Below are 24,076 nucleotides of genomic sequence, written 5' to 3'. Positions count from 1 at the left end.
GTTCGATTCCCCCCATCTCCACCACTCGGTCGCTGTTGCGCGTTCGTTGAGTTCCGCGTCATTACGCGGATATGGGGCCTCTTCCGCTTGCGGGAGAGGCCCGGTTCTGAGCGCTGCAGCGCTGCATTCTTTCGCGATCGGTCGCCGCGTCGACACGGACAGGTCTACCCTAGCGCCCAGACAACGGGTGATCGGTCGACGGGAGTCCCCATGTCCCAGCGAGTGAAAGACTTCACCGCATACCGCGGCGTGCTTCCCTACGACAGCGAACTGTTCGGCGTCTATCAGCCTCTACTCGGGTGGAAGTCCGCACGTCAGCAAAAGCGTGTGGATGACGGCGCCTGGGCGAGACGGGCCGGAATCCTCTCGGAACTCGCCAAACGGTATCGTCCGCGCTACACCGTGGAGTTCGGGGAAGCTGATTCTCCGGTGCACATCGCGGATCTGGCTCCGGCAGAGGCGGCGAAGTCCGCCCTGACGGGTACCGTGCTCCGGACGCTCAGCGAGCAGCTTCCCCCGGCCGCCGACTACAGACCCGAGATCTGGGACCGGCTGCTGTCCCCGGAGTCCCTCTCGAGCATCTTGACCGAGAGGGTCCCCGACGATGCCTCGGAGATGTTCAAACGACTGAGCCTCGGCTCCGACAGGGCGGTCCTCCGCCAGCAGTACATCCGCGGCGATCGCGCACAGGAAAGCGTGCGAGCCTACATCGACGAGGAATCCCGAGTGGCCGGGCTGCTCTCCGACCTGCGGGAGCGGAAGATGCACGATATCCTCCACGATCTCTTCTACGGCATTGTCGACAAGTCGGGCCTTCTGGCGCAGGCCGCCGCCACCGGAGACCCGTTCGACACGATCGACCCGACCAAACAGCTCGATCGGGTCGGGCTGTCGCCGATCGGGCTCGCTCACCTGTTCCGCGAGTACTTCTACGAGCTCGACACGTTTCTTGGCGTCCCCGTTGGTCACGTGTGGGTCGCGCCCGGGTCGACGGTGGAGATGGCGGAAGTCCATACCCGTCGCCTCTACCAAGAGCAAGTAATCGAGCAGTCGGTCCAAACCGTTCGCCGCTCGGAGGATTCGACCACGACACAGGACGATGTCTCCGACGCCGTCAAGGACGACAACCGATCCGGCAGCAAGTTCGGCGTGTCGGTGACGGCCAATGAGAACTGGGGCTGGGGCAACGCATCCGAGACCGGCAGCTTCAGTCTTGAGAATTCTGAAGAGACCGCTCGCGAGCAGGTCCACAAGTCGATGCGTCAGCAGAGCAAGAAGCTGACCAACGAGATCACAGAAAGCTTCAAGAGCACCTTCCGCACGGTCACCGAGACGACCGACACCTCCTCGAAGCGCTACGTGCTCACGAACACCTCATTGGAACTCGTCAACTATGAACTGCGACGAAAGATGAGGCAGGTCGTGGTGCAGGTGCAGGACGTCGGCACGTATCTGTGCTGGCAGACCTACGTGGACGATCCCGGCCAGCAGCTCGGCCTGGCGAAGCTCGTGCACGTCGGCGTGCCACCCGACCTCTCCAAGATCCCGCAGCCCCAGCTCGTCGTGCCGCCGGCCGCCTTCAGCGAACCGCTCAACCTCACGATCCCCTTCATCGACGCCGACGACGCATCGAACGACGACACTTTCGACAACGGGAGCGAGACCAGCCTCGGCTTCGCAGACTCGACGAACCACATCGTCGCCGACATCCCGCAAAAAGAGGTCCGGTGCTCGCAGTCCGGGTTCACGCTGAGCGGTGTCGCGATCGACGTGCAGGGCGCTGACGCAAGGATGACCGTCGACCCGGCATCCATCGTGAACGACGGCAGCGGAAGCTTCTCGTTCGTCGTGCACATCGACCACGTCAACTTCGGCGGCAACGACTCGCTGCCCGTGAAGGCGACGTTGCACTGGGCGCCTGATGTGGACGAGAAGGCAATCAAAGCAGCGAACGACAAAAAACTCGAATACTTCACCGCGCAAGAGCAGACGGCATACAACCAGGCGTTCGTCACGGCGGCGCGAGAGCGCATCGACGCCATGTCGAACGTGGTTCCCCGACCATTCCAGGACCTGCGGGATGAGGAGCGCATCGTCGTCTACCGCAACCTGATCCAGTCGATGCTCACCCCTACTGCATTGGTCCCGCAACCCGATCGGCAGACTCAGCACGTGGTAGCGGAACTCCTCAACTCGATCTTCGATGTCGACAAGATGCTCTACTTCGTGGCGCCCGAGTGGTGGCGGCCGCGTTTGCACAGATCCCATCAGCAGCTCGGGGGGATCAGTGCCGGTGCCGATCCGGTCACCGGCGGCACCGTGAAGGCGACCCCGGCAATCCCGCAACAGGATGTGACCGCGTGGGGCGACGCGGACAGCCGCACCGACAGCTACTACATCACCGAGACGTCCAAGCCCGCGCGAGAGGGAAGCTCGCTCGGCTGGCTGCTCCAGGCCGACGGTGACGACCTGCGCAACGCGTTCCTGAACGCCCCATGGGTGAAGACGGTCCTCCCGATCAGGCCGGGCAAAGAACGTGCTGCTCTCAGCTGGCTGCAGCACGTCGAAGGGACGGGCACCATCGGACCCGACGACGTCTACATGGGCTCTGAGGTGGAGTGGCAGGGCAAGCGGATGTTCGAGGTGCTCGAGATCCTGGCAGACAGGGTGAAAGGGAAGCACGACACCGGCAATCGACCGGCGGATTTCGCCGATCCGCTCGACGACTCCAGCACCGTACGCGCGACACCGCTCGACAAGGTCTTCGAAACCGGATTCGACCCACTCGCCAAGGGCTTCAAGGCGAACGACCCAGCGGACTTCGAGGTCTTCGACCAGTGGCTCGAGATCCTTCCCACCGACCAGGTCGTGGCTGTGCAGGTCGAGTACGACCCGAAGACCGGCCGCCAGATCTGATCCGGGTGCCGTCCACAGCGCCGATCGATAGGCCAGAATGCCAGCCACGCGATACGTAGGAGCGAACGGGAGGACATCCGGGCCGTATACCGACAAGTCAGCTCCGGCAAAGACGGTCCAGATGGCAGTGGCGGCAGCGGCGGCCGGAGACACCATCGAGATCATGGATGCGGGTACCTACGTCGGCCCGGAACTGCTCATCGACAAAGCGATCACGATCACCAGCAGCTATGCCGTCGCGCATCCGACGTTCGACCCGACAGCGAAGGGGTTCTCGGCGAAAGTGCTCCCGACGATCGCCGGCGACGGAACCCATCGTGTTATCCGTGTGCAGGGAACGATCTCGACGAGGACCACTCTGGGACCCGTCACCATCCGCGGGGTGCGGATCACCAATGGCCTCTCAGTTCACAAGCCCGGGGACCCCGGTCTCGGTTGCGGTGGGGGACTGGCGATCGTGGACGTCGACCAGGTGAAGGTCGAGCAATGCGTGTTCACGGGGAACCGAACCCAGGCTGCGCCGGTCAGCGGCTGGCCGGAGGCCGATCGTGTCGCGTTCCGCCAGGCTGTGCTGGACATTCTCGACGCAATCTTCACGCCGACGACGGAGGCCGCCCTCAACCTGTTGATCCAGGCGGTCAACCTGGTCAAGAAGCCACCGCTGCCCCCGGTGAGCCGTGCGGCCATCCTTGCCGCGGCCAGCGCGGACTTCGACCGAGCGGTGACATCCGGCCGCCCGAATCACGCCATCACCGCTCAGGCCTTCGGTGCGGGGGTTGCCGCGGTCTGGTCGAGTCCGACCATCGACCGGTGTCTGCTCACCGGAAACGTGGCCAACGGCCGAGGCGGAGCCATCGCCGTCGCCGGGTATGGCTGGCCCACGATCACGGGCTGCATCGTCGACAAGAACTCCACTCTGGTGGGCGGGCGCTGCGATGGCGGCGGCATCGGGTGCGAAGTAGCGGTGCCGGACAAGCTCGGCCGCGACCTGTTCGAGATCGACATCGTGCGCTTTCTCGTGACGAAGCTGGCCGGCGTGAAATCCTCCATCGGCTCGCCCCTGTCGGTTCTCTCGTCGATCTCCGTCCAGGACGTCATCGACTACGGGCGCTGGCTGCTCGATCCGCTGCTCCCTAACCCTGTGGTCCGCGGCATCCCGATGCTGCTCCTCGACGCGATCCACCTGGGTCAGGCGGCGGTTTCGCCTGCCCCTGCACCGCCTCCGGGCTCCCCGAAACCGAAATCGGCCAAGCGGACCCTACTCGATCATGCGCTCTACTACGTGGTCACCACAGCGCTCTCGCTCAACGCCTGGGACGCCTGGGATCGCTCGCAGGTCGCAAAGGCTCGCACGAGCGTCATCACCATCGCGAAAACACGCGTGAGCGCGAACCACGGATACGACGACGGCGGCGGCGTTTACGCCTCCGTGCTCTCCCGGGTGAGTCTCGCATCCTGTGTCATCGCCGACAACCGGGCCGAGAACATGGGCGGCGGAGTACGCCTGACGATGGGATCGGATGCGACGATCACCGGATGCCGGTTCACCGGCAACGCCTCGGGTCCAGGCGGGCCCAGAAGCCACGATCACGGGGGAGCGCTCGCGGTCCGCAACGTCGACCTCGTCGTGTCCGACACGGTATTCGGTGCCCGCTCAGCCGGACGCAGCGGCGTCCCCTCCCCGTCGTCGAATGTCAGCGGCGACGCGGCCGGCGGCGCGATCGCGATCGAGGCCGCATCCGAGGGCGACATGGCCGGCGTGCCCGACATGTGGACGTCGATCCTCGTCGAGGTTTTCGCCACGCGGTCGGTCACCGTCGCACTCGGCGCGGGCTGCGTGATAGGCGCGAACGCCGCCGGATTCACCGCGGCTAAGCGCGCGATTCCGGGCGCTCAGCATGCCAAAGGAGGAGGGCTTTTCGCACTTCGCGGAGATTTCCCCGACGCACCCGCCCTCTCGCTCACAATCGAGAGTGTGCGATCGACGATCGTCGGCAATCTCGCCCAGACCACGAACTACCTCTCCGCGGTGAGGCCGGGCTTGCGGGTCAGTTCCAGCCACGAGATCGCGCTCCAAGATCTCTCGAAACGCACCGAGGTCACCGAGAACTCGTGGAATTCGAACATCGACTCGAGCGGCAGGCTGACGTTCTGAGTCACCGACACGTCACAGCATTCGGGCGTTCGATTCCCCCCATCTCCACCACTCGGTCGCTGTTGCGCGTTCGTTGAGTTCCGCGTCCCGTAGGGTTGGCGCGTGGAATCCTGGTACACGTTCGCCGTCATCAGCGGAGGCGTGGGCGGCGCGCTCCTCGGGCTGATCTTCGTCGCCGTCTCGATCCGCATCGACGTCATCGCAGCGTCGATCGAGCTGCGGAACAGGGCGGCGCAGACGCTGGGGCTGTTCCTCGTTCCCGTGCTGGTGGCGCTCGCCCTGTCGCTGCCCGATCAGACACCCGTCTCGGTCGGGCTCGAGATCGCGTTCGTGGCCGTGGCGGTCGCCGTCGTCCTCCAGCTGCTCGACTGCCGCGCGCGCACCGAGCGAAGCGGTGATCGCGTGGCGCGTCTCCTCGACGTGGGAGCGCCCCGCCTCGTCACGTGCATCACCCTGCTGGTCGGCGCGCTGCTTGCTATCACCGGACTCGCGGCCGGTCTCTACCTGGTCGCGGCGGCGGTGACCATCGCCCTCGTAGGCGGGGTCATCAGCGCCTGGCTGTTCCTCACTCGAGTGACCGGAGCCTGACGCGGGCGGTCGCCGGAACGAGGCGGGCCCTATCCTGGTACTCGTCATGTTCGAGCCGAGACGATGGGGGCGCATGGACGGGCCGGTGCTGTCGTCGCGGCGTGCGCGCTCAGCGGGGATCGACGCGGTGCGCGTGGTCGGGATCGCCGCGGTGATCTTCGGCCACACCTTCCGCGGGCCGCTGACCCACGATTTCCTCTACGCCTGGCACGTGCCGGTGTTCTTCTTCCTCACCGGGTACCTCTGGACCCCGGGGCGGACGCTGCGCCAGGAATTCGTGAACCGCGGGCGGACGCTCGGGCTCCCGTACATCGGCTGGTTCGTCGTGATCTCGCTGCTGCTCATCGCCGACATGGCGCGCAAGGGCGCAGTCGACGGGAACATCGTGCTGCTGCCCCTGCTCGGCGGCCCCAATCCCGGCGGGACCTACGGAACCTTCTGGTTCGTCTCCACCCTGTTCTTCGCCGCACTCCTGTACCGGATCGTCGAACGCCTTCCCAGACCCGCCGTCTGGGCCGTCGCCGTGCTCGGGCTGCTGTGCGGGTATCTCTTCGGACCGGAGCTGGCGCATACGCCGTTCGCGATCGGATCCGCCGTCCCGTGCCTGATCCTCCTGGTCGTCGGCTCGACGGCGCGAGCGCTGGAACCGAGGATCGCGCGCTCCGTCTGGACCGGCGCGGCCCTCGTCCTGGTTCCGCTCGCGATCATCGCCGTCGTTCAGCCGACGCCCATCGACATCAAGCAGGGCGGATACGGCGTGCCCGTGCTCGGACTGGCCCTCGCCTGCGCCATCTCGTTCGGACTGACGCTGCTCGCGAAAAGGATCCCGTACCCGAGAGCCGTCGGGGCCGTCATCACCGAGCTGGCCGTCGTGGGCATCGCCGTCGTCCTCCTCCATCCCGTCGTGCTCACGTACGCCCGGGCGTTCGGGCTGCCGACGATCGGACAGCTCGCGGCCGCCCTGATCATCCCGTGGGGTGTGGCGCTGCTCCTCCATCTGACCCCGCTGTCCCCGATCCTGATCGGCGCGAAACGCAGGAGGGTGCGCCGCCGGCCCGTCGAGGCGGTCCCGGAGAGGCGGGCGTCGTCGGCCCGCGGGCCGGTCTAGGCTCGGCGGGTGACGATCGATCCGGACGCCCTGCTCGAGGGGCCCCGCGGGCGTCGCCTCGCTCTCGCCGCGGCGCTCGAGGCGTATGACGGCCACCCCGATCGGTGGCGCATCGGCATGTGCGTGGCGCAGTTCGGCAACGAGCGGGACGTGAGTTCCAGCCGAACGATGCTGACATTCACGAGCCTGGAGGCCGACGACGCGGATCATCCGGATCCCGACCGGATGACGCTGCCCGAACTCGCGCGTGTGCTCGCCGACGCGCCGGTCGACCGCGTCCCGAGCCTCCTGCCGGCGCTGTCGGCGGCGGTGGACAGCGCCCGGTACTGGCAGGAGCCAGACGGTGAGGATACGTTGGCCGGGCTGCCGGAGCTGCGGCCCGCCCTGCTGCGCATCGCGGGTGCGCTGGTGCGGCATCCCGACGCCAGTACGTGGGAGGAGCCGATGGAGTCCGCGGACCAGTGGCAGGTCGTCTTCGACGCCGGCGCAACGCCTGCACCTGATCTCGCTGCGGGCGTCGAGTCCGACTGGGCGGAATGGCGCGAGGAGGCCGTCGCCGCGGAGTTCGGCGCCGCCAGCGACCGCCCCGAGGGTCCGGCGGCGCCCTGGTCGGGCAGCTGGTGGAGCACGCCCGTGTTCGGCCCGTCGTTCGCGACGACACGAACCATGCACAGCGGCCCAGCGGGGCTGCGCCTCGTGGAGGACAGCGAGGGCTGGCGCAGGGCGGTCGCCTCGCCGGTCCGCGTCGACGGGGCGTCGGTGTACGAGGTCACCGGCCCGCACGCGTGGGCGGGTCTGTGCCGCCGCTACCCGCTGACGGCCACGGCCTCCCGCCGCCACGACTGGTACCGGGCGACGGCGCGCGCGGGGGCGTGGCTGATCCCCGACTGGGCCGCCGTTGCCCGGGACTACGACGGCGTGCACCTCACCGTGGCGGGATACCTTCGCCTGGCAGGGAGGCCCATCCCGGTGGGGGAGGATGCGGCATCGGTCATAGCAGGGTGGGGACCGGACCAGACCTGGTGGCTCCGCCGTGAACGCGTGCACGTCGATCACCAGCACGCTGTGGAGTGGCGACTCACCGACGAGGGGGACTGGCTCGCCGGGTGAGGCGCCGAGCCGGCCGCGTCAGTCGTCCGGGAGTGCCACCTGCTCGAGGCTCTCGCCGTCGCGGATGGTGCCGGGAACCGTCTCCTGGTAGAGGAAGGCGGCCGCTTCGGGCCATGAACTGGCCTCGGCGAGACGGTACACGGCGATCGCCCGCGCCCCGGCGAAGGTCGTCGCCGCGCGGATCAGCGCGGGCGGCGACGGTCCCATCACGGGAAGGAGGGCGCTGAAGTCGTCCTCGTCCTGCTCGGGGTGGAGGAACAAAGCGCGGTAGGTCTCAGCGATCACGCCGCACCCCCCTCGAGCTTCGAGCGCCCCGTCGAGCGTCACTCCGTCGGTCCCGGCCGCATGATGCACCCTTGGCGTCGCGCCCGGCTAGACATGGATGCCCCCAGTTCCGTCCATCGCCCGGAGCCCCTCTAGACGGGAAGTATCCGCCGGCCGCACACTTCACACATGAGTGAAGCCGACGTCACAGCGCCCACCACCCTCGGTCCCGGGCGTATACCCGGTGGGATGCCGCTGACCATCCATCTCGGCGAACCGGAGTATGCCGCTCTGGTCCGCATCGCACAGCACCGGCGCACCACGGCGTCCCACCTCGTGGAACAGCTCGTCCTCCGCGCGCTCGAGCACGCGGAAGTACCGCCGCCTGCCGAGTCGACGGCGAAGCGGCCCCACACCACGTACGAGGCTGCGACCCAGGGGTACAGCCCGGACTGAAGGGGGGTCCAAAACGGCTACTAGCCGCGGACGCCGTCGAGGACATACGTTCTGGCCACGTGAAGCGATGGACGCTTTCGTGCGAATAAGGGGGCTGTTGTGACCTTCTGGGATTTCATCGTCTGGACGTTCTGGTTCTACCTGGTGATCGTGTGCATCACCATCTTCATCCGCATCATCATCGACATCTTCCGTGACCCCGAGCTGAACGGCTGGGCGAAGGCGCTGTGGGTGCTGTTCCTCGTCGTCGTCCCGTTCCTGGCCGCCCTCATCTACCTCATCGCGCGCGGTGGGCGGATGGCGCAGCGGAGCGCGGCCGGTGCGATGGAGGCGCAGCAGGCGAGCGAGCAGTACATCCGCTCGGTCGCCACGACGGGCTCGCCCGCCGCAGAGATCGAGTCGGGCAAGCGTCTGCTGGACAGCGGCGCCATCACTCCCGCCGAGTTCGAGGCGCTCAAGACGAAGGCGCTGGCAGGGACGGCCTGAGACCCCGGGGCCGCGCGGACGCGCGGCCCCGGTTCAGGCGGAGACCCGGCCTTCGCGGAAACGCGTGAGCGCCGACAGGGCCAGGTCATGGTCTCCGCCCTCGTCCAGCCCGGAGACGGCCAGCACTCCCACCAGGGAGCCTCGGACGCGGATCGGGAGGGCGCCCTCGGCCGCCGCGTACCGTGCTTGGTCGAGACCGAACTCCACGTAGAAGTTCTCCCGCACCCCGTAGCGTTCGGCGACCTCGATGCTCGCCAGGTCGAAGTGGCGCACCAGGTTCGCCTTCCGCTCGGCCCAGCGCACGTTCATCGCCGTGCTTCCCGGAAGGCTGGCCTGGAACACCCGCTGCTCGCCGAGATCGATGCTGATCGTGATCGGCAGTCCGTCGGCACGGGCCTCAAGGGCGAACTGCGAGCCGAGCGACCACGCGTCGTCGTGGTCGAAGCTGGGGAAGTCGGGGATGGAGTCCATGGGTGCGACGCTACCAAAGCGCGCGGGAGTGTCCGGGCGCGGGGGCGCACCCGCGTTCGCGTGCCGTCAGGCGCCCGCGGCCGTGACGATGGCGTCGGTGAGGAAGCCCGCGACGAGCCCGGCGAAGATGCACCATCCGACGAGCGTCTTCCGGTTGCTGCGGCGAGCGACCGCGAGCAGCTCGATGACGACGTAGAGGATGGAGCCGGCCGCGAGCCCCAGGAAGGCGATGCTGACCAGATCGTTGCTGAAGGCCTGGCCGATGAGGGTGCCCAGGAAGGTGGGGCCGCCTCCGATGACGCCCAACAGGGCGAGGTATCCCCAGGACGGCCGCGTTCCGGCCAGCGGCGCGACGATGCCGAATCCTTCGGTCGCGTTGTGGAGGCCGAAGCCGACGATGAGCAGGACCGCGAACGCGAGCTGCCCCTGAGCGGCCGCCGTGCCGATGGCCAGTCCTTCGGCGAAGTTGTGCAGCCCGATGCCGATGGCGATCGTCAGGGCGAGGTGGCGTGCGGCGACGACCGGTTCCACGGCGGCCGGCGCAGCGAGGGCGATGCCGGTGGAGCCGGCCGGGCTGTAACTCGCGCTGCCCCGTCGAGCCGCCTCGATGGGAGAGGCGGCCGCGAGCGTACGGCGCCGCATGTAGCGGTCGACGTAGACCAGGCCGAGCAGCCCGGCGCCGAGGCAGGCGGCCATGAGCACCCCGTCGACCAGAGCGGTACCCAGGTCATGCGTGGTGAGCGCCGCGTCGACCGGCTCCCAGGCCTGCGACAGCACATCCCAGAGGAGGAACAGCAGGATGCCGGTGGCGACCGCGTTCAGCGCTGTCTTCAGCGCGGCGGTGCCCGACTTCAGGCGGCCGAGCGGGAGCCCGAGGAAGATGGTCAGGCCGGCGACGGCGCCGAGCAGGGCGACGCTCAGGGGGGACATGCGTCTCCTAAGGAATGGGACGGGAGGAGGCGGCGGAAGGACCGACGCGGAATCCATCGTAAGGTAAGCCTCCCCTTAGTCTCCTGCGCGCACGTGGGCGGCCGTTGCTGCGGGTGTACTTTCGCAGCGTGACCGAACCCGGCGGCGACGCGGGGGAGCTGCGGCAAGGCCGCCAGCCCTCCTTGACGATGCAGCGCATCGCGATCCGGCGGGAACGTATCTTCGGCTGGCTCTACGTCGTCATCGGAGTGGTCGGGCTGGCGATCGCTGTGGCCCTTTTCCTCGTCTCCAAGACCGGGGATGTGGCCCTCCACGTCGCCCAGCTGATCCTGTGGGCCGCCTTCCTGGCGACCGGGATCGGGAGGCTCATCCGGGCCCGGACGCACCTTCGCCGATTCGAAGCGGAGCACGGGGTGGGTGCCGGTGAGCAGTGATTCGTCGGAGGCGTACGCCGCCGCCGCGTACGCCCCGGCGAAGGCCATCCGCTGGAACGGCTGGTGGTTCCTTGCAGCTGTCGCCCCGCTGCTCGTGCTCGTGGTCGTCGTCCGGCTCTTCCACGTGCAGCTCCACCTCGGGCGGCAGGTCGGGGTTCCGGTCGCGGCCGCGACGTCGGTGGTCCTGTACGGGTGGAGTCTGCTCGTCCTTTTCGCCGCATCGCGCCGTCGCGGGCTCGGGTCGCTGGACGCCGACTTCGGCTGGCGCGCGCGCTCGGTGGATGCGGGGCTGGCGGCCGCAGCAGTCGTCGCGCTGTTCGCCGTCAGCCTCGTGATCGGCCCGCTGGCCCGATCCTTCGGGCCGGTCACCAGCAACGTCCACCTGACGGGGGACCGGTTCTGGGACGGCGTCACGCTGCTGGTGATCCCGACACTCGTCGCAGCGCCCGTGGAGGAGCTGCTGTTCCGCGGTCTGCTGATGCGGTGGATCCGCATCTGGATGATCCGGCAGGGTCTGCACCGTCGGCGCGACGGTCAGCTGTCGAGTCTCCCGCTGCACGCCAGCGTCCTGCTCTCTGCGGCCGTATTCGCAGTCGCCCACCTTTACGAGGTGAGTGGGACGGCCTCGATCATGGGGCTGGAACTCCAGACGTTCGCTCTGGGCGTGGCCAACGGCTATCTCGCATCCCGGACGGGACGGCTGGGGGCAGCGGTCGGCGCCCATGGCGCGCTCAACCTGATCGCGGCCGTCAGCGTGCTCTCACGCTGAGTGGTGCCGCCGCTCCAGGGCCGCGCCCTCCACATCCACGTTCGGGAGGATGCGGTCGAGCCAGCGCGGGATCCACCACGCCGACCGGCCGAGGAGGTGCATCAGGGCGGGCATCAGCAGCATCCGGACCAGGAACGCGTCGACCAGGACGCCGAACGCCAGACCGAAGCCGATCGAGCGGATCATGGTCGAGTCGCTGAAGACGAAGCCGCCGAACACCGAGATCATGATGAGGGCCGCGGCGACGACCACCGTGCGGCCGGCGCGGAAGCCGCGTGCGACCGCCATGCGGGCGGAGGCGCCGTGCACGTACGCTTCGCGCATCCCCGAGGCGAGGAAGAGCTGGTAGTCCATCGCCAGGCCGAACAGGATGCCGACCAGGATGACCGGCAGGAAGCTCAGGATCGGGCCGGTGTGGATGCCGAGCGCGTCGGCGCCCCAGCCCCACTGGAACAGGGCAGTGATCGCGCCGTAGGTGGCGAACAGCGACAGGATGAAGCCTCCGGTCGCGATGAGCGGCACAAGCAGCGAGCGGAACACCAGGATCATGATCAGCAACGAGAGTCCGACCACGACGAGCAGGTAGAGGGGCAGCACCGCGGCGAGGTTCGCGGAGATGTCGAGGTTGATCGCGGTCTGGCCGGAGACCCCCAGCTGGATGTCGTCCTGCACGGGGCCGAGATCGCGGAGCGCGTTCACCAGCTTCTCCGTGGAGACGCTGTTCGGGCCCTCCTTCGGCACCACCTGGAACGCCATCAGCTCACGGTCCTTCGAGACGGCGATCGGGGCGACCGCCACCACGTCCTTCTGATCGGCAAGCGTGCGCGCGAGGTCGAGCTGGGTCGAGGTCACGTCGTCCGCGGGCACACCGTCGGGGATCGTCGCGGTGACCAGGAGCGGACCGGTCGAGCCCGCGCCGAACGCGTCCGCGGTCTCGGTGAAGGCGTCGTAGGTGGTCGATCCGACGGGTTCGGAGGAGCCGTCCGGCAGGCCGACCCGCATCGACAGCGCCGGGATGGCGACGATCAGCAGGGCGACGGCGGTGACGACCACCGTGAGCGCGGCGCGCCAGGTCGACATGGGCTTGACGGCCGGATCCGCGTGGTGCGCGGTCCCGAGGCGACGGCGTGCACGGCGCCCGAGCACGCGCGTCCCGAACAGTCCGAGGATCGCCGGCGTGAGCGTCACGGCGATCAAGACCGCCAGCACCACCGCCACCGCGCCCACGGTGCCCATGAGCCCGAGGAACGGGACGCCTGTCACGTTGAGGGCGAGGAGCGCGACGACGACGGTCGTCCCGGCGAACACCACGGCGTTGCCGGAGGTCCCGTTCGCGAGGCCGATGGACTCGCGCACCTCGGCGCCTTCGAGCAACTGGCGCTGGTGGCGCTTCACGATGAACAGCGAGTAGTCGATCCCGACCGCCAGCCCCAGCATGATCGCGAGCACCGGCGTGACGGATGCCATGTCGACGATGCCGGAGAACGCGAGGGAGCCCAGCGCGGCGACCGCGACCCCGAAGAGTGCCGTCACCAGGGGCAGTGCCGCGGCGATGACGGAACCGAGGACCACGAGGAGGACGATCGCGGCGAACACGACACCCACGGCTTCGCCGACGCCGACGATCTGGGGAACACCCTGCGCGATGTCGGTCGAGAAGGACACCCGGACGCCATCGATCGGCTGCGACTCGAAGTGGTGGATGACGGCCTGCTTGGAGTCTTCGCTCAACTCGAGCCGCGGCTTGGTGAACGCGACGTTGACGAGCGCTGTGGAGCCGTCCTTCGAGACCACGCGGATGTCGTCGGAGAGTTTCAGCAGGTCGGCGCCCTCCTCGAGCTGCTTCTGCTTGCTCGCGAGCGTCGCGCGCCCCTCGTCGATGGTCTTCTGCTGGGCGTCGAGCTGGGTCGTCGGAAGGCCGGCCGCCTGCAGCTGCGCCTTGGCCGCATCCAATCGGCCCTGGCCGGCGTCGAGCTGCGCTGTGCCGGCGGCGAGCTGTGCCTGCCCGTCGGTCACCTGCGCGCGGCTGTCGGCGCGCTGCGCCTCAGTGGCGAACGGGTCGATGACCTTCGACACGTCCGGCAGGCCGTCCGCGTCCTTCACCAGCGCGCTGATCGCAGACCGCTGCCCGGCGTCGAGCTCGGTGCCGTCCTTCGTCTGGAAGACGACCGTCCCGGCGGCTCCGGCATAGTCGGGCAGCTTGTGGGTGAGCTCGTCGATGACCTTCCCGGAGGCGGTGTTCGGCACGTCGAAGCTGGTCGAGAGGCCCTTGAAGCCGATCAGGAAGCCTCCGACCGCGATGCCGAGAACCAGCAGCCAGGCGACGATCACCTGCCAGCCGCGGCGGGCGGAGAATGTGCCGAGTCGGTAGAGCAGTTCGGCCATGGCCGTCCCTTCGGGTCGCGATGCTCGTCAATAATACGCAACGGTCCGTCTCGTAAATTGACGATACGCTGGGAGTCATGGCGGGACGACGAGGTGCACCGCGCAGCGAGGCGGCGCGACTGGCGATCCTCGACGCCACCGCCGCGCTGTTCGCGGAACGGGGCTATGACCACCTGAGCGTCGAGGGCATCGCCGCACGCGCGGGGGTCGGCAAGCAGACCGTGTACCGCTGGTGGTCCGGCAAGAGCGCCCTCATCGCCGACTGCCTCCTCGAAGGGATGCTGCTCCCTGACCGCTTCGTCGTCCCCGACACGGGCGACCTGCGCTCCGACCTGACCGCATGGCTGCGGGCGGTGGAGGCGGTCATCGACAGCCCGAGCGGGCAGGGGCTGTTCCGCTCACTGATCGCGGCAGCGACCGAGAACGAGGACGTGGGGCGACGACTGCGCGAATCGCTGGCCGACCCGAGGCTGTTCGCCTCGCGGCTCCGCCAGGCGCGGGACGCCGGTGATCTGCGGGCGGACCTCCCGATCGAGGATGTCAGCGAGGCGGTGCTGGGCGCGCTGGTGTTCCGGACGCTGGCACGGACGCCGTCGGAACCGGGATACGCCGAGCGACTGGTCGACCTGGTGCTCGGCCCGTCGCCGTCCTGAAGCGCCCGCGGCGGCTCAGGACTGCGCGAGTGCCCAGTCGAGGGTGACGCCGAGAACGGTGAGCACGGAGACGTGACCCTCGCGCGGCCGGATCCACAGCTCGGCGTTCGGTAGCCGCTCGAGCAGTGCTGCCGCGTGCCCGGCGGGCACCACGCGGTCGGCGCCGCCCTGGACGAGCAGCACGGGTGGTCGCACGGCGGGGAGATCGAAACCCCAGGGCGAGACGTAGGCGAGGTCGTCGTCGACCTCGCCGGTCGGTCCTTCGGCGGCGCCGGCACCGGCGTCCGCGCCGAGCGCGCCCCAGTCCCCGTCGAGCACCTCGAAGTCGCGAGCGGTGAACGACTCCGGGTCGAACTCGGCCGTCTCTGCGTAAGCGAGTCGGGCCTCGCGTCCCGCGATCGCCGCGCGCAGGGCATGGGGGGACGCCATCCCCGAGAACCAGTCCGGGCTGCCGTCGTTCGGCGCCAGGCCCGCCAGCGTGACGATGGCGGAGACGCGCTCGGGCGCGAGCGCCCCGAGGGCGAGGGCGTGCGGTCCGCCGCCCGACGCGCCGACGGTGACGAACCGGTCGATGCCGCGCGCGTCGGCCACCGCGAGGATGTCCGCCGCCGCGTCCGCGATCGACCGGCCGGGCAGCGCGTCGGACCCCGGGTAGCCCGGGCGGGTCACGGAGAGGACGCGGAGCCCTCGCGCGGCCGCTGCCGCCGCCACCGGCGCGATGACCGCACCCGTCTGCGGCGTGCCGTGGTGCCAGATCAGTACGGGCGCCCCCGGATCCCCACCGGTGTCGAAGTATCGGACGGCGCGGCCGTCCGCGGTCCGGAGCCCGTGGGCGGTCACGCGTGCCATCCCTCCAGCTCGGCGAGGAGTTCCGCCTTGCGGTCATCCGACGCGAACGACGCCTCGATCGAGGTGCGGGCGAAACGGCGTGCCTGCTCCTCGGTGAGCCCGAGCGCATCCCGGATCGCGGTGAAGTTCTGGCCCGCGTAGCCGCCGAAATAGGCGGGGTCGTCGGAGTTCACCGTCACGCGCACCCCCGCCGCGTCCAGCCGCAGGAGGGGATGGTCGCGCAGGTCGGGCGTCGCCTTGAGGCGCACGTTCGAGAGGGGGCAGACCGTGAGCGGGATGCGCTCCGCGGCCAGGCGGGCGACGAGCTCCGGATCTTCGATCGAGCGGATGCCGTGGTCGATGCGTTCGGCGTGCAGCAGGTCGAGGGCTTCGCGCACGTACGCGGCCGGACCCTCCTCGCCCGCATGCGCAACCGCGTGCAGGCCGGCCGCGCGGGCACGCGCGTACACGCCCTCGAACAACGACGGCGGAGAACCGACCTCGGCCGAGTCCAGGCCGACGCCGATGATGCGGTCGGTGCGGGCGAGGCCCGCGGTCAGGGCCTCCTCGGCGGACTCGACCGGCTGATCGCGGAGGAAGCACAGGATGAGCCCGCCGGACATCCCGAGTTCGCGCTCCGCCTCGTCGAGCGCGTCGCCGATCCCGTCCACGACGTCGTCGAACGGCACGCCGCGGGCCGTGTGGGCCTGCGGATCGAAGAACAGCTCGGCGTGCCGGACGCCCTGACTGTGCGCCCGGCGGAGGTAGCGCCCGGTCAGCTCCGCGAAGTCCGATCGGGTCTGCAGCACCGACATGGTCGCGTAGTACAGGTCGAGGAAGGACTGCAGGTCGTCGAAGTCGTACTGCGCGGCGAGGTCGTCCACGCTCGCGTACGGCAGCTCGATACCGTTGCGGGCCGCCAGCTCGAAGGCGAGTCCGGGCTCCAGCGTGCCTTCGATGTGCAGATGGAGCTCCGCTTTCGGGAGGGCGTGGAGGGCGTCGTCGGTGAGGGCGTCGGTCATGCTCTCGATCCTCCCACCGACCGACGACGCCCGTCGCACCCCGACGGCGCAGTCCGGCTCAGCCGACCTGCAGCAGGATCTTCCCGCGGTGCGCCGACGACTCCATCCGCCGGTGCGCCGCCGCCGCATCCTCCAGGGGAAACACCGAGTCGATGACCGGACGGATGCGCCCCTCCGCGACGAGCGGCCACACGTGCTCCCGCACCGCCGCGATGATCGCCGTGCGCTCGGCGAGCGGACGCGCCCGCAGGGTGGTCCCGTGGATGCTCGCGCGCTTGCGCATCAGCAGTCCCATGTCGACGGAGGCGGGCTCGCGGTCGCGCACGGCGATCGAGACGATCCGCCCGCCGGTAGCGAGCGCATCGAGGTCACGGGCGATGTATGAGCCGCCCACGATGTCGAGCACGACATCCACGCCGCGGCCGTCGGTGAACGCATGCGCAGCCTCGACGAAGTCCTGGGTGCGGTAGTTGACCGCTGCCTGCGCGCCGACCTCCCGGCAGAAGGCGGCCTTCTCGTCGCTCCCGGCGGTCGCGATGACGTCCGCTCCGAGAGCGCGACCGAGCTGGATGGCCATGGTCCCGATCCCGCTGGAGCCGCCGTGCACGAGGAGAGCATCGCCCGCGGAGAGCCGTCCGAGGTCGACGACGTTGGACCAGACGGTCGCGGCGACCTCGGGGAGGCCTGCCGCCTCCACCAGATCGACGCCCTCCGGCACCGGGAGGACGAGCCCGGCGTCGACGGTCACCAGCTCCGCGTACCCGCCGCCGGGCAGCAGCGCGCAGACGCGGTCGCCGACGTGCCACTCCGTGACGTCGTCGCCCACCGCATCCACCGTGCCGGACACTTCGAGACCGGGCCAGTCGGGTGCGCCGGCGGGAGAGGGGTAGAAGCCGCGGCGCTGACTGAGGTCCGCACCGTTGAGGCCCGCGGCCGTGACCCGGATGCGCACCTCGCGTTCCGACGGCACCGGATCGGGGCGCTCGGCGAGCGTCAGCGCGTCCGCCTCCCCGGGCTGCGGGACGACCACAGCGCGCATCAGGCGCCGGTCGTCGGCTGGGAGGTCACGCGCTCGGGTCGGCGGCCGAGCACATCCCGCACCCGCACCTTGCTCGTGTACTCGATCGAGCCGTAGCGGAACAGGCGCACGGCGATCCGGAGCACCACGACGGACAGGGCGAACAGCTCGACGATGATGATGATCGCCTGCCACAGCGGCAACGACCCGAACGCGTTCAGGATCAGCGCGGTGATCGGTGCCGTGTACGGGAAGTAGGCGAGGATCTGCACGATCGGCGACTGCGGCGAGCTGATCGCGAAGCTCGACGCGTACAGCGGGATGACCACCGCGAAGATGACGATGGAGAACACCGGCGCCGCATCCTTCGCCGTGGGCATGATCGCCCCGACGGCGACAAGGGTTCCCGTGAACAGGGCGAACCCGCCGATGAGGATCAGCGTGCCGACGATCATCTTCTGCGGGTCGAAGACGAGACCGCTCAGATCGAGGCTCGGGATCTGCAGCTTGCTGCGGAAGAACAGGTACCCGATCAGCATGGGCAGCGAGAACACGGCGAGTTGGATGATCCCGATGGCGAACAGCGAGATCACCTTACCGAGCAGCAGGTTCGTCGGGTTGATCGTGGTCAGGATCATCTCCGTGACGCGGTTCTCCTTCTCCTCGAGCGTCGAGTTCAGCATCTGGTTGCCGAGGAACACGATGACGATGAAGAAGGCGGCGAGGAAGACCAGCGCGGGCAGGATGGCCTCGAAGCCCGGTGCGACCTTGCCGTCCTTGAACGTCGTCGTCGAGGTCTTCACGTCGCCCTGGAGGACCGCGACGTTCGTCGGATCACCCATCTTCCGCTCGACGCTGGTGGACAGCAGCGATTGGGCGACGGCGGAGTACTTGCTGTTCTGGAAGACGCCCGCGTCCTCCCCGAAGACCTTGATCGACTGCTTGGCGGGATCGGCCGGATACGCGAAGTACGCGGGCGTGCCTCCGATCTGCACCTCCTCGACGCCCTCGGCCTCGGACGTGATCTCGGTGCCGCCGTACTCCTTGGCGATGGCCGGGTCGATAAGCCCGGACGCGTCGGAGTACAGGAACTCGAAGCGCGCGTTCTTCTGCTGGTCGGCCGTGTTCGCCGTCGAGACGTTCCCGGCGATGATCAGGCCACCGAGGCCGAAGACGAGGATCGGGATGATCAGGGTGATCGCCCAGAAGCGGCGCTTGGTGATCGTCCGGCGGAACTCGAACGCGATGACGGTGCTCAGGTTGTGGCGTGCCATGGCTCAGTCCTCCTGGCGGCTTTCGGCGCCGTAGACCTCGACGAAGATGTCGTCCAGAGACTTTCGGGTGGGGGAGAAGCGCGACACCGCGACGCCCGCATCCACCAGGCTGCGGAGGATCGCGGACGGGTCCGCACCGTCGGCCGCCTCCAGCTGCGCGTGCCCGCCGTCGTCGGACAGCACGCGATAGGCGGCGGAATCCGGGATCGCGCCGACATGGTCGACGTGGATGATCGTGCCGCCGAACTGCTCCTGCACCTGCTCGACGGTCCCGTACGCCCGGGCCACCCCATCCTTGAGCAGGATGACGCGATCGCACAGGCGCTCGACCTCCTCCATCTGGTGGGTGACCATCATCACCGTGGCGCCCGCGCGCTTCTGGTCGTCGATGATGTCCATGAGCAGACGCCGGTTGACCGGGTCGAAGCCCTTGGTCGGCTCGTCGAGGATGAGCAGCTCGGGCTCGTTCATGATCGTCACGCCGAGCTGGACCTTCTGCTGCTGGCCGCCGGAGAGCTTGTCGAGGCGCACCTTCTCCTTCTCGCCGATCCCGACGCGTTCCAGGTACTCGCGCGACCAGCGGCGCGCCTGCTCCGCGCCGAGGCCCTTCAGCCGGCCGAAGTAGACCATCACGTCGATGACGGACTCCTTCTTGTACAGCCCGCGCTCCTCCGGAAGGTAGCCGAGCCGTTCGCCCGCCTCCGGGCTGAAGTCGCGGCCGTCGATGTGGAGGACGCCGGCGGTCGGCTGGTAGATGCCGAGCAGGGCGCGGATGGTCGTGGTCTTCCCGGAACCGTTGCTGCCCAGGAAGCCGAAGGTCTCGCCGCGCTGGATGTCGAACGACAGGTCGCGGATCACCGTGGTGCGGCCGAAGTCCATCCGGAAGTTCGAGATGTGGACCAGCGGCTCCGCCGTCGTGGAAGTCGGTGTGCTCATCGTCGCCAGCCTAGGGGGCGGAGGCGGCTCGCGGGAGTAGCGGCCGTCACCCGGCCAGGGCGTTGAGCAGAGCCGAGTGGAGCAGTCCGTTCGAGGCGAGCGACGAGCCGTTGCCCGGTCCGGGCGTGCCGTCGACCGACGTGAAGGTGCCGCCGGCCTCCTCGACGATCGGGATGAGCGCGGCGAGGTCGTACGTCTTCACGCCGAACTCGCCCACCGCATCCACGAGGCCCTCCGCCAGGAGCATGTACGACCACATGTCGCCGTACGCCCGGTCGCGCCAGACACGCCGCGTGAGCGCGACGAGCCGGTCGAGGTACCCCGCCTCATCCCACTGTGCGATGCTCTGGAAGCTGAGGGAGGCGTGCTCCAGGTCGTCGACGCCGGAGACGCGGATGCGCCGCGGCTCGGCGCCGGGCGCATCCGTCGTCCAGGCACCGCCTCCGGTCACGGCCCACCAGCGGCGGCCGAGAGCCGGCGAACTGACCACGCCGACGCGGGGGGAGCCGTCGACCGCGAGAGCGATGAGGGTGCCCCACACGGGAACCCCGCGCAGGTAGTTGGCCGTGCCGTCGATCGGGTCGACGATCCACTGCCGGGTGACGTCGCCCTCGGTGCCGTACTCCTCGCCCAGGATGCCGTCGCCGGGCCGCTCGGTCGCGAGCGTCTCGCGGATCGCGCGCTCGACAGCGAGGTCCGCCTCGGTCACGGGGGAGCGGTCGGGCTTCGTCTCCACGTGCAGGTCCCGATCGCGGAAACGGCCGAGCGAGAGACGGTCGGCCGCGTCGGCGAGGCTCAGGGCGAGATCGAGATCGGCGGCGAGGGACGAGGACGCTGCAGTGTCAGGCACGGATCGAGCCTAGCGTCGCGGGCTTGGCAGGTGGCCCGGCGGAGGGTACCTGTGGGACATGCGAAGGATCGTCTATGCGGGAAGCTCGTTCTATACCGGGGATGCGCTGGCGGAGGCCCTGATGGAGTACGCCAGGGCGCTGGCCCGGCACGGCATCGCCGACACGATCTTCGTTCCGGGTCGCACGATGCAGGGCGAACTCGACCGGATCGAGATGCTGCTCGGCCCGGCCAGCCAGATCGTGAGCGAGCCCGTCGAACTGGTCGGGCCGGAGTTGCGTGACGATGAGCTGGTGGCGAAGCTCGGCGCCCTCACCGCCGAGCTGGCGCCGCACAAGCCGGCCGTCGAGTCCGACGATCAGGCGGACGACGGCGGTCACCACCCCTTCGACGACCTCCTCTGACCTCGGGTCGGGCGACCGCAGGTCAGGTGACCGCAGGTCGGGCCTGTCACCGCGTGTGGACGACGGCCCTCATCGGAACCGGCACAGCCATCGCTCCGACCCGGCCGACGTGGTCGGTCAGTTCGCCGTCCTCACCGACGACGACGAGGCCGTGCGAGCTGCAGGCGGACTCGGTGAGCCGCTCCACCCACTCGCGGTTGATCGCGGGCATGCGCGAACCGTCGAACTTGAAGTACATCGGGATGCTGGGGTCGAGCCAGATCGCGCTGCGGCCGTCGCCGACCTCGGCCGAGTCACGCCACGACATCGCGAACGACTCCCGCCGGCGCAGTTTGTTGACGATGACGATCTGCAGGTGCGCGAGCAGCCTGTCCTCGAACTCGATGACGATCGAGTCATACGTGAGCGTGCCCATGCCCAACCTCCCCGGTTGAACGCCAGTGGACCCAGTGTGATCGCTTCCGGGTCCGTAGGATAGCTTTTCTCGGGACATTGCAGCCGTGCATCGTTGTCGCGGTGGTCCTTGTCGCCTGTGACGCCCTCCAATACGCTCGCCCTAGCCCCACGGGCGGAGCGGAGGCACTATGCGGTTCATCCGGCGGCCGGTGAGTGGCCGAGGGGGAGCATCGGATGCGGGCGGTGACACGCTGCTGCACCGCAGCCCCCTGCTGTTCGGCTACCTCGTCGCTCTCGGAGCCATCGGCGCAGTGGCGACGGGGTTCATGCTGTACGGGCTGCGCTCGATCATCTTCTCGGTGTTCCTGGCGATGTTCGCCACCGTCGGACTCGACCCGCTCATCCGCTGGTTCCAGCGCCGGGGGATGCGACGCGGGTGGGCGATCACCACGGTCATCCTGATCATCGTCGCCGTGCTCGTCGGCATAATCTGGGTGGTGGTCCCGCTGATCGCCCAGCAGATCACGTTCCTCGCCACCGCCGTCCCCCAGGAGATCACGGTGCTCCGGAAGGAGGGCTGGTTCGACAGCGTCGACCAGGCGACGAACGGTGCGCTGAGCCAGCTGGTCAGCTGGATCGGACAGCAGGTGCAGAACCCGAAGACCTGGGCGACCATCGGCAACGGCCTCGTCGGCCTCGGGCTGTCGGTGCTCAACGCGGTGACGACCGGCTTCTTCATCGGGATCCTGACCATCTACTTCATCGCGTCGTACGACGCCACCAAGCAGGCCGCCTACCGGCTCGTCCGCCACTCGCGCCGGGCGAGCTTCGAGAGCTACTCGGAACGCATCCTGCAGAACTTCGGCAAGTACCTGAGCGGGATGGTCATCCTCGCCTTCTGCAACTCGGTGTACAGCCTCATCCTGCTGCTCGCCACCGGGGTTCCGGGGGCGTTCCTGATCGCGCTCGCCGCCTTCTTCATCACGCTGATCCCCCTGATCGGGACGGTGCTCACGACGGCGGTGATGTCGGTGCTCGCGTTCATCCACTCGCCGGTCAGCGGTGTCGTCGTGCTCGTGCTGATGCTGATCTACATGCAGGTCGAGGCGTACATCCTCACACCGCGGGTCATGGGGAAGGCCGTGCAGGTGCCCGGATCGGTGGTCCTGATCTCGGCGCTGGCCGGCTCCACGCTGTTCGGCCTGCCCGGGGCGCTGGTCGCGATTCCCATCTCGGCCGGAATCATCCTCATCATCAAAGAGGTCGTCATGCCCCGCAAAGAACGCAGCTGAGGCCGCCCCGCCCCGATTGGCGAAGAGCGCGAAACGGATGCTAGTGTTGAGCCTCGGTTCGGGAAACCGGATCGGATGCGCCTCTAGCTCAATCGGCAGAGCAATTGACTCTTAATCAATGGGTTCAGGGTTCAAGTCCCTGGGGGCGCACCACACACCGCGAGGTGCGAGAAGCCCCCCGATCCCTGGGAAACACAGGGATCGGGGGCTTCTTCGTTTTCGGGAGTCGGCGCGTGACGAGGCCGTTTGCCTGCTTGTTATTGTGCGGGAATCATTCTCGGATGCTGAACAATGTCGGTTATGGCAACCGATGAACGACGCGACCCCGTCCCGGCGGCCCAAGTGCTGGGGGACCTCCTCGTGGCCCCGCTGCCCGAAGGCACGAAGGCTGAGTCTGTATTCATGCTCGTGAAGCTGGATGACGGCGACTGGTGTGCTCGAAGCGTAGGACCCGACTACAACCGAACCGAATTCCTCGGTCAGCTCGTCGCGTACACGCATGGGCTGACTGTCAGCGAAGCTGAGGGCTGGTTCGAAGACGAAGACCCTGAGACGTGAGTTTTCTGGCGCCCTAAACCGGCTCATCGTCGGTTCCAGCGGTTGTGGCCATCTTTGTCACCGCCTCGTCGAGCCGCGCGGTGACCATGTCGAGGTCCTCGTCGAGTAGATCCGCGTACACGTCACGTGTCATGGCGGCGCTCTCGTGGCCGAGCACCTTGTCTCGCTCGTCAGCGTGTTCTCTGGTCGATCGCCCGGTCACTAGTCGAACGGGTGGGCGAGGGCCGCTAAGCCCAATCCCCGAAGCGAATCCGATGGCTGACTGCCTTGATGTCCCGGAAGTGGACCCACTCGCACTGAGGCTCAGGGAATCCGGGCCGAAGCACGTAGCGCTGGAGCGCGGCGATCTGATTGTTGTCCAGCCACCCGAGGAAATTGCCTGGCCCGCACTCGGACCAGGGAAGGGAGAAAGGCCAGATGATCAAGCCGATCGGCACGAGCAGCCACAGCAGGATGCCTCTGATCAGAAGAAGCAAGACGCCCGCGAAAGGGTCATTCGGAGTGCTGGGCTGATCCCAGAACGATTTCACAGTAGCCCTCCCGATCACCTCAAGACATCATCGCCCATGGGAGGGCAGCCACGCGCATGAGCGGAAACGCTGCGATGGTCGGCATATGCCACAATTCGACGAGCCGAGCGAGCCGAGCCGCGACGCGATGTGTCAGATGCAAGCGCGGGCCGTTTCGAGGATGCGGTGCCGGAGAGGACGGGTCGCGTGGGACGTCATGAACGAGAGACCAGCCCCGAACAGACCAGACGAGGATTCTTCGCCG

Annotated in this window: 24 protein-coding genes and 1 tRNA gene; 14 read left to right on the top strand and 11 right to left on the bottom strand. The window is 68.4% G+C overall.

Annotated elements, in window-relative coordinates:
* The 5 genes from QRN40_RS18500 to QRN40_RS18480 form a co-directional block, all read left to right on the top strand.
* The coding region (locus tag QRN40_RS18500; protein WP_285117410.1) for a hypothetical protein at nt 1–2,916 on the top strand (2,916 nt) is incomplete at its 5' end.
* A 283-nt stretch (nt 2,917–3,199) separates the two neighbouring features.
* Nucleotides 3,200–5,071 (top strand): right-handed parallel beta-helix repeat-containing protein, encoded by a 1,872-nt coding sequence (locus QRN40_RS18495; RefSeq protein WP_285117409.1) that lies wholly within the window; start codon nt 3,200–3,202, stop codon nt 5,069–5,071.
* 102 nt (nt 5,072–5,173) lie between these two features.
* Nucleotides 5,174–5,659, top strand: coding sequence for a hypothetical protein (locus QRN40_RS18490; protein ID WP_285117408.1), 486 nt, complete (start codon nt 5,174–5,176; stop codon nt 5,657–5,659).
* A gap of 73 nt (nt 5,660–5,732) precedes the next feature.
* The gene (locus QRN40_RS18485) at nt 5,733–6,767 is read left to right on the top strand and encodes an acyltransferase family protein (RefSeq protein ID WP_285117407.1); all 1,035 of its coding nucleotides are present in this window, start codon (nt 5,733–5,735) and stop codon (nt 6,765–6,767) included.
* A gap of 9 nt (nt 6,768–6,776) precedes the next feature.
* Nucleotides 6,777–7,877: a hypothetical protein gene (locus tag QRN40_RS18480; protein ID WP_285117406.1), complete on the top strand. Its 1,101-nt coding sequence runs from the start codon at nt 6,777–6,779 to the stop codon at nt 7,875–7,877.
* Nucleotides 7,878–7,895: 18 nt separating this feature from the next.
* Here the strand turns inward: QRN40_RS18480 and QRN40_RS18475 are convergent, their stop codons facing one another.
* Nucleotides 7,896–8,162, bottom strand: a complete 267-nt coding sequence (locus QRN40_RS18475) for a hypothetical protein (protein WP_285117405.1) — start codon at nt 8,160–8,162, stop codon at nt 7,896–7,898.
* A gap of 168 nt (nt 8,163–8,330) precedes the next feature.
* Between QRN40_RS18475 and QRN40_RS18470 the strand changes: the two genes are divergently transcribed.
* Nucleotides 8,331–8,597 (top strand): hypothetical protein, encoded by a 267-nt coding sequence (locus QRN40_RS18470; protein ID WP_285117404.1) that lies wholly within the window; start codon nt 8,331–8,333, stop codon nt 8,595–8,597.
* A gap of 99 nt (nt 8,598–8,696) precedes the next feature.
* Nucleotides 8,697–9,083, top strand: a complete 387-nt coding sequence (locus tag QRN40_RS18465) for an SHOCT domain-containing protein (protein WP_285117403.1) — start codon at nt 8,697–8,699, stop codon at nt 9,081–9,083.
* A 33-nt stretch (nt 9,084–9,116) separates the two neighbouring features.
* Here QRN40_RS18465 and QRN40_RS18460 read toward each other — a convergent pair whose 3' ends face one another.
* The gene (locus tag QRN40_RS18460) at nt 9,117–9,554 is read right to left on the bottom strand and encodes a heme-binding protein (protein WP_285117402.1); all 438 of its coding nucleotides are present in this window, start codon (nt 9,552–9,554) and stop codon (nt 9,117–9,119) included.
* 66 nt (nt 9,555–9,620) lie between these two features.
* Entirely contained in the window at nt 9,621–10,484 is an 864-nt protein-coding gene (locus QRN40_RS18455; protein WP_285117401.1) for a ZIP family metal transporter, read from the bottom strand.
* Nucleotides 10,485–10,612: 128 nt separating this feature from the next.
* Here QRN40_RS18455 and QRN40_RS18450 point away from each other — a divergent pair, with 128 nt between their 5' ends.
* Nucleotides 10,613–10,918, top strand: a complete 306-nt coding sequence (locus QRN40_RS18450) for a hypothetical protein (RefSeq protein ID WP_285117400.1) — start codon at nt 10,613–10,615, stop codon at nt 10,916–10,918.
* Nucleotides 10,908–11,687 carry a CPBP family intramembrane glutamic endopeptidase gene (locus tag QRN40_RS18445; RefSeq protein WP_285117399.1) on the top strand — a complete coding sequence of 260 codons (780 nt, stop codon included), beginning with the start codon at nt 10,908–10,910 and terminating at the stop codon, nt 11,685–11,687. Before QRN40_RS18450 ends, QRN40_RS18445 begins: the two co-directional genes overlap by 11 nt.
* Here QRN40_RS18445 and QRN40_RS18440 read toward each other — a convergent pair.
* Nucleotides 11,679–14,072: an MMPL family transporter gene (locus QRN40_RS18440; protein WP_285117398.1), complete on the bottom strand. Its 2,394-nt coding sequence runs from the start codon at nt 14,070–14,072 to the stop codon at nt 11,679–11,681. The genes QRN40_RS18445 and QRN40_RS18440 overlap by 9 nt on opposite strands.
* 77 nt (nt 14,073–14,149) lie before the next feature.
* On the opposite strand from QRN40_RS18440, the gene QRN40_RS18435 reads away from it, so the two are divergent.
* The gene (locus tag QRN40_RS18435) at nt 14,150–14,725 is read left to right on the top strand and encodes a TetR/AcrR family transcriptional regulator (RefSeq protein ID WP_285117397.1); all 576 of its coding nucleotides are present in this window, start codon (nt 14,150–14,152) and stop codon (nt 14,723–14,725) included.
* A 15-nt stretch (nt 14,726–14,740) separates the two neighbouring features.
* Here QRN40_RS18435 and QRN40_RS18430 read toward each other — a convergent pair whose 3' ends face one another.
* From QRN40_RS18430 to QRN40_RS18405, 6 genes are read right to left on the bottom strand one after another with little or no spacing between them, the layout of a single operon-like run.
* On the bottom strand, nt 14,741–15,574 hold the full coding sequence (locus QRN40_RS18430) for an alpha/beta fold hydrolase (protein ID WP_502878928.1): 834 nt from the start codon (nt 15,572–15,574) through the stop codon (nt 14,741–14,743).
* On the bottom strand, nt 15,562–16,575 hold the full coding sequence (locus QRN40_RS18425; protein ID WP_285117395.1) for an adenosine deaminase: 1,014 nt from the start codon (nt 16,573–16,575) through the stop codon (nt 15,562–15,564). Before QRN40_RS18425 ends, QRN40_RS18430 begins: the two co-directional genes overlap by 13 nt.
* 58 nt (nt 16,576–16,633) lie before the next feature.
* Complete coding sequence (locus tag QRN40_RS18420; RefSeq protein ID WP_285117394.1) at nt 16,634–17,614, bottom strand: NAD(P)H-quinone oxidoreductase; 981 nt, start codon at nt 17,612–17,614, stop codon at nt 16,634–16,636.
* Nucleotides 17,614–18,867, bottom strand: a complete 1,254-nt coding sequence (locus tag QRN40_RS18415; RefSeq protein ID WP_285117393.1) for an ABC transporter permease — start codon at nt 18,865–18,867, stop codon at nt 17,614–17,616. Before QRN40_RS18415 ends, QRN40_RS18420 begins: the two co-directional genes overlap by 1 nt.
* A gap of 3 nt (nt 18,868–18,870) precedes the next feature.
* A complete protein-coding gene (locus QRN40_RS18410) occupies nt 18,871–19,803 on the bottom strand; it encodes an ABC transporter ATP-binding protein (protein ID WP_285117392.1) in 933 nt (310 codons plus the stop codon).
* A gap of 46 nt (nt 19,804–19,849) precedes the next feature.
* Nucleotides 19,850–20,653: an inositol monophosphatase family protein gene (locus QRN40_RS18405; RefSeq protein ID WP_285117391.1), complete on the bottom strand. Its 804-nt coding sequence runs from the start codon at nt 20,651–20,653 to the stop codon at nt 19,850–19,852.
* Between the two features lie 58 nt (nt 20,654–20,711).
* Here QRN40_RS18405 and QRN40_RS18400 point away from each other — a divergent pair, with 58 nt between their 5' ends.
* Nucleotides 20,712–21,056 carry a hypothetical protein gene (locus tag QRN40_RS18400; protein WP_285117390.1) on the top strand — a complete coding sequence of 115 codons (345 nt, stop codon included), beginning with the start codon at nt 20,712–20,714 and terminating at the stop codon, nt 21,054–21,056.
* A 46-nt stretch (nt 21,057–21,102) separates the two neighbouring features.
* Here the strand turns inward: QRN40_RS18400 and QRN40_RS18395 are convergent, their stop codons facing one another.
* Nucleotides 21,103–21,471, bottom strand: coding sequence for a DUF7882 family protein (locus QRN40_RS18395; protein ID WP_285117389.1), 369 nt, complete (start codon nt 21,469–21,471; stop codon nt 21,103–21,105).
* Between the two features lie 169 nt (nt 21,472–21,640).
* On the opposite strand from QRN40_RS18395, the gene QRN40_RS18390 reads away from it, so the two are divergent.
* The 3 genes from QRN40_RS18390 to QRN40_RS18380 all read left to right on the top strand — a co-directional run bounded on the left by QRN40_RS18390 (nt 21,641) and on the right by QRN40_RS18380 (nt 23,302).
* The gene (locus QRN40_RS18390; protein WP_285117388.1) at nt 21,641–22,744 is read left to right on the top strand and encodes an AI-2E family transporter; all 1,104 of its coding nucleotides are present in this window, start codon (nt 21,641–21,643) and stop codon (nt 22,742–22,744) included.
* A 77-nt stretch (nt 22,745–22,821) separates the two neighbouring features.
* Nucleotides 22,822–22,897, top strand: a tRNA-Lys gene (locus QRN40_RS18385).
* A 147-nt stretch (nt 22,898–23,044) separates the two neighbouring features.
* Nucleotides 23,045–23,302 (top strand): hypothetical protein, encoded by a 258-nt coding sequence (locus QRN40_RS18380; protein ID WP_285117387.1) that lies wholly within the window; start codon nt 23,045–23,047, stop codon nt 23,300–23,302.
* Nucleotides 23,303–24,076: the final 774 nt, after the last annotated feature.

Source organism: Leifsonia sp. fls2-241-R2A-40a (genome assembly GCF_030209575.1).
In the GTDB taxonomy this organism is placed as follows: Bacteria; Actinomycetota; Actinomycetes; order Actinomycetales; family Microbacteriaceae; genus Leifsonia.
The sequence above is the reverse complement of the archived record's forward strand: the minus strand, read 5'-3'. Positions and strand labels throughout refer to the sequence as shown.

Coding starts and splice junctions, on each gene's coding strand:
- QRN40_RS18485 (WP_285117407.1), top strand. CDS start 5,733: ATGGACGGGCCGGTGCTGTCGTCGCGGCGTGCGCGCTCAGCGGGGATC.
- QRN40_RS18470 (WP_285117404.1), top strand. CDS start 8,331: ATGAGTGAAGCCGACGTCACAGCGCCCACCACCCTCGGTCCCGGGCGT.
- QRN40_RS18460 (WP_285117402.1), bottom strand. CDS start 9,554: ATGGACTCCATCCCCGACTTCCCCAGCTTCGACCACGACGACGCGTGG.
- QRN40_RS18455 (WP_285117401.1), bottom strand. CDS start 10,484: ATGTCCCCCCTGAGCGTCGCCCTGCTCGGCGCCGTCGCCGGCCTGACC.
- QRN40_RS18440 (WP_285117398.1), bottom strand. CDS start 14,072: ATGGCCGAACTGCTCTACCGACTCGGCACATTCTCCGCCCGCCGCGGC.
- QRN40_RS18435 (WP_285117397.1), top strand. CDS start 14,150: ATGGCGGGACGACGAGGTGCACCGCGCAGCGAGGCGGCGCGACTGGCG.
- QRN40_RS18430 (WP_502878928.1), bottom strand. CDS start 15,574: ATGGCACGCGTGACCGCCCACGGGCTCCGGACCGCGGACGGCCGCGCC.
- QRN40_RS18425 (WP_285117395.1), bottom strand. CDS start 16,575: ATGACCGACGCCCTCACCGACGACGCCCTCCACGCCCTCCCGAAAGCG.
- QRN40_RS18420 (WP_285117394.1), bottom strand. CDS start 17,614: ATGCGCGCTGTGGTCGTCCCGCAGCCCGGGGAGGCGGACGCGCTGACG.
- QRN40_RS18415 (WP_285117393.1), bottom strand. CDS start 18,867: ATGGCACGCCACAACCTGAGCACCGTCATCGCGTTCGAGTTCCGCCGG.
- QRN40_RS18410 (WP_285117392.1), bottom strand. CDS start 19,803: ATGAGCACACCGACTTCCACGACGGCGGAGCCGCTGGTCCACATCTCG.
- QRN40_RS18400 (WP_285117390.1), top strand. CDS start 20,712: ATGCGAAGGATCGTCTATGCGGGAAGCTCGTTCTATACCGGGGATGCG.
- QRN40_RS18395 (WP_285117389.1), bottom strand. CDS start 21,471: ATGGGCACGCTCACGTATGACTCGATCGTCATCGAGTTCGAGGACAGG.
- QRN40_RS18390 (WP_285117388.1), top strand. CDS start 21,641: ATGCGGTTCATCCGGCGGCCGGTGAGTGGCCGAGGGGGAGCATCGGAT.
- QRN40_RS18380 (WP_285117387.1), top strand. CDS start 23,045: ATGGCAACCGATGAACGACGCGACCCCGTCCCGGCGGCCCAAGTGCTG.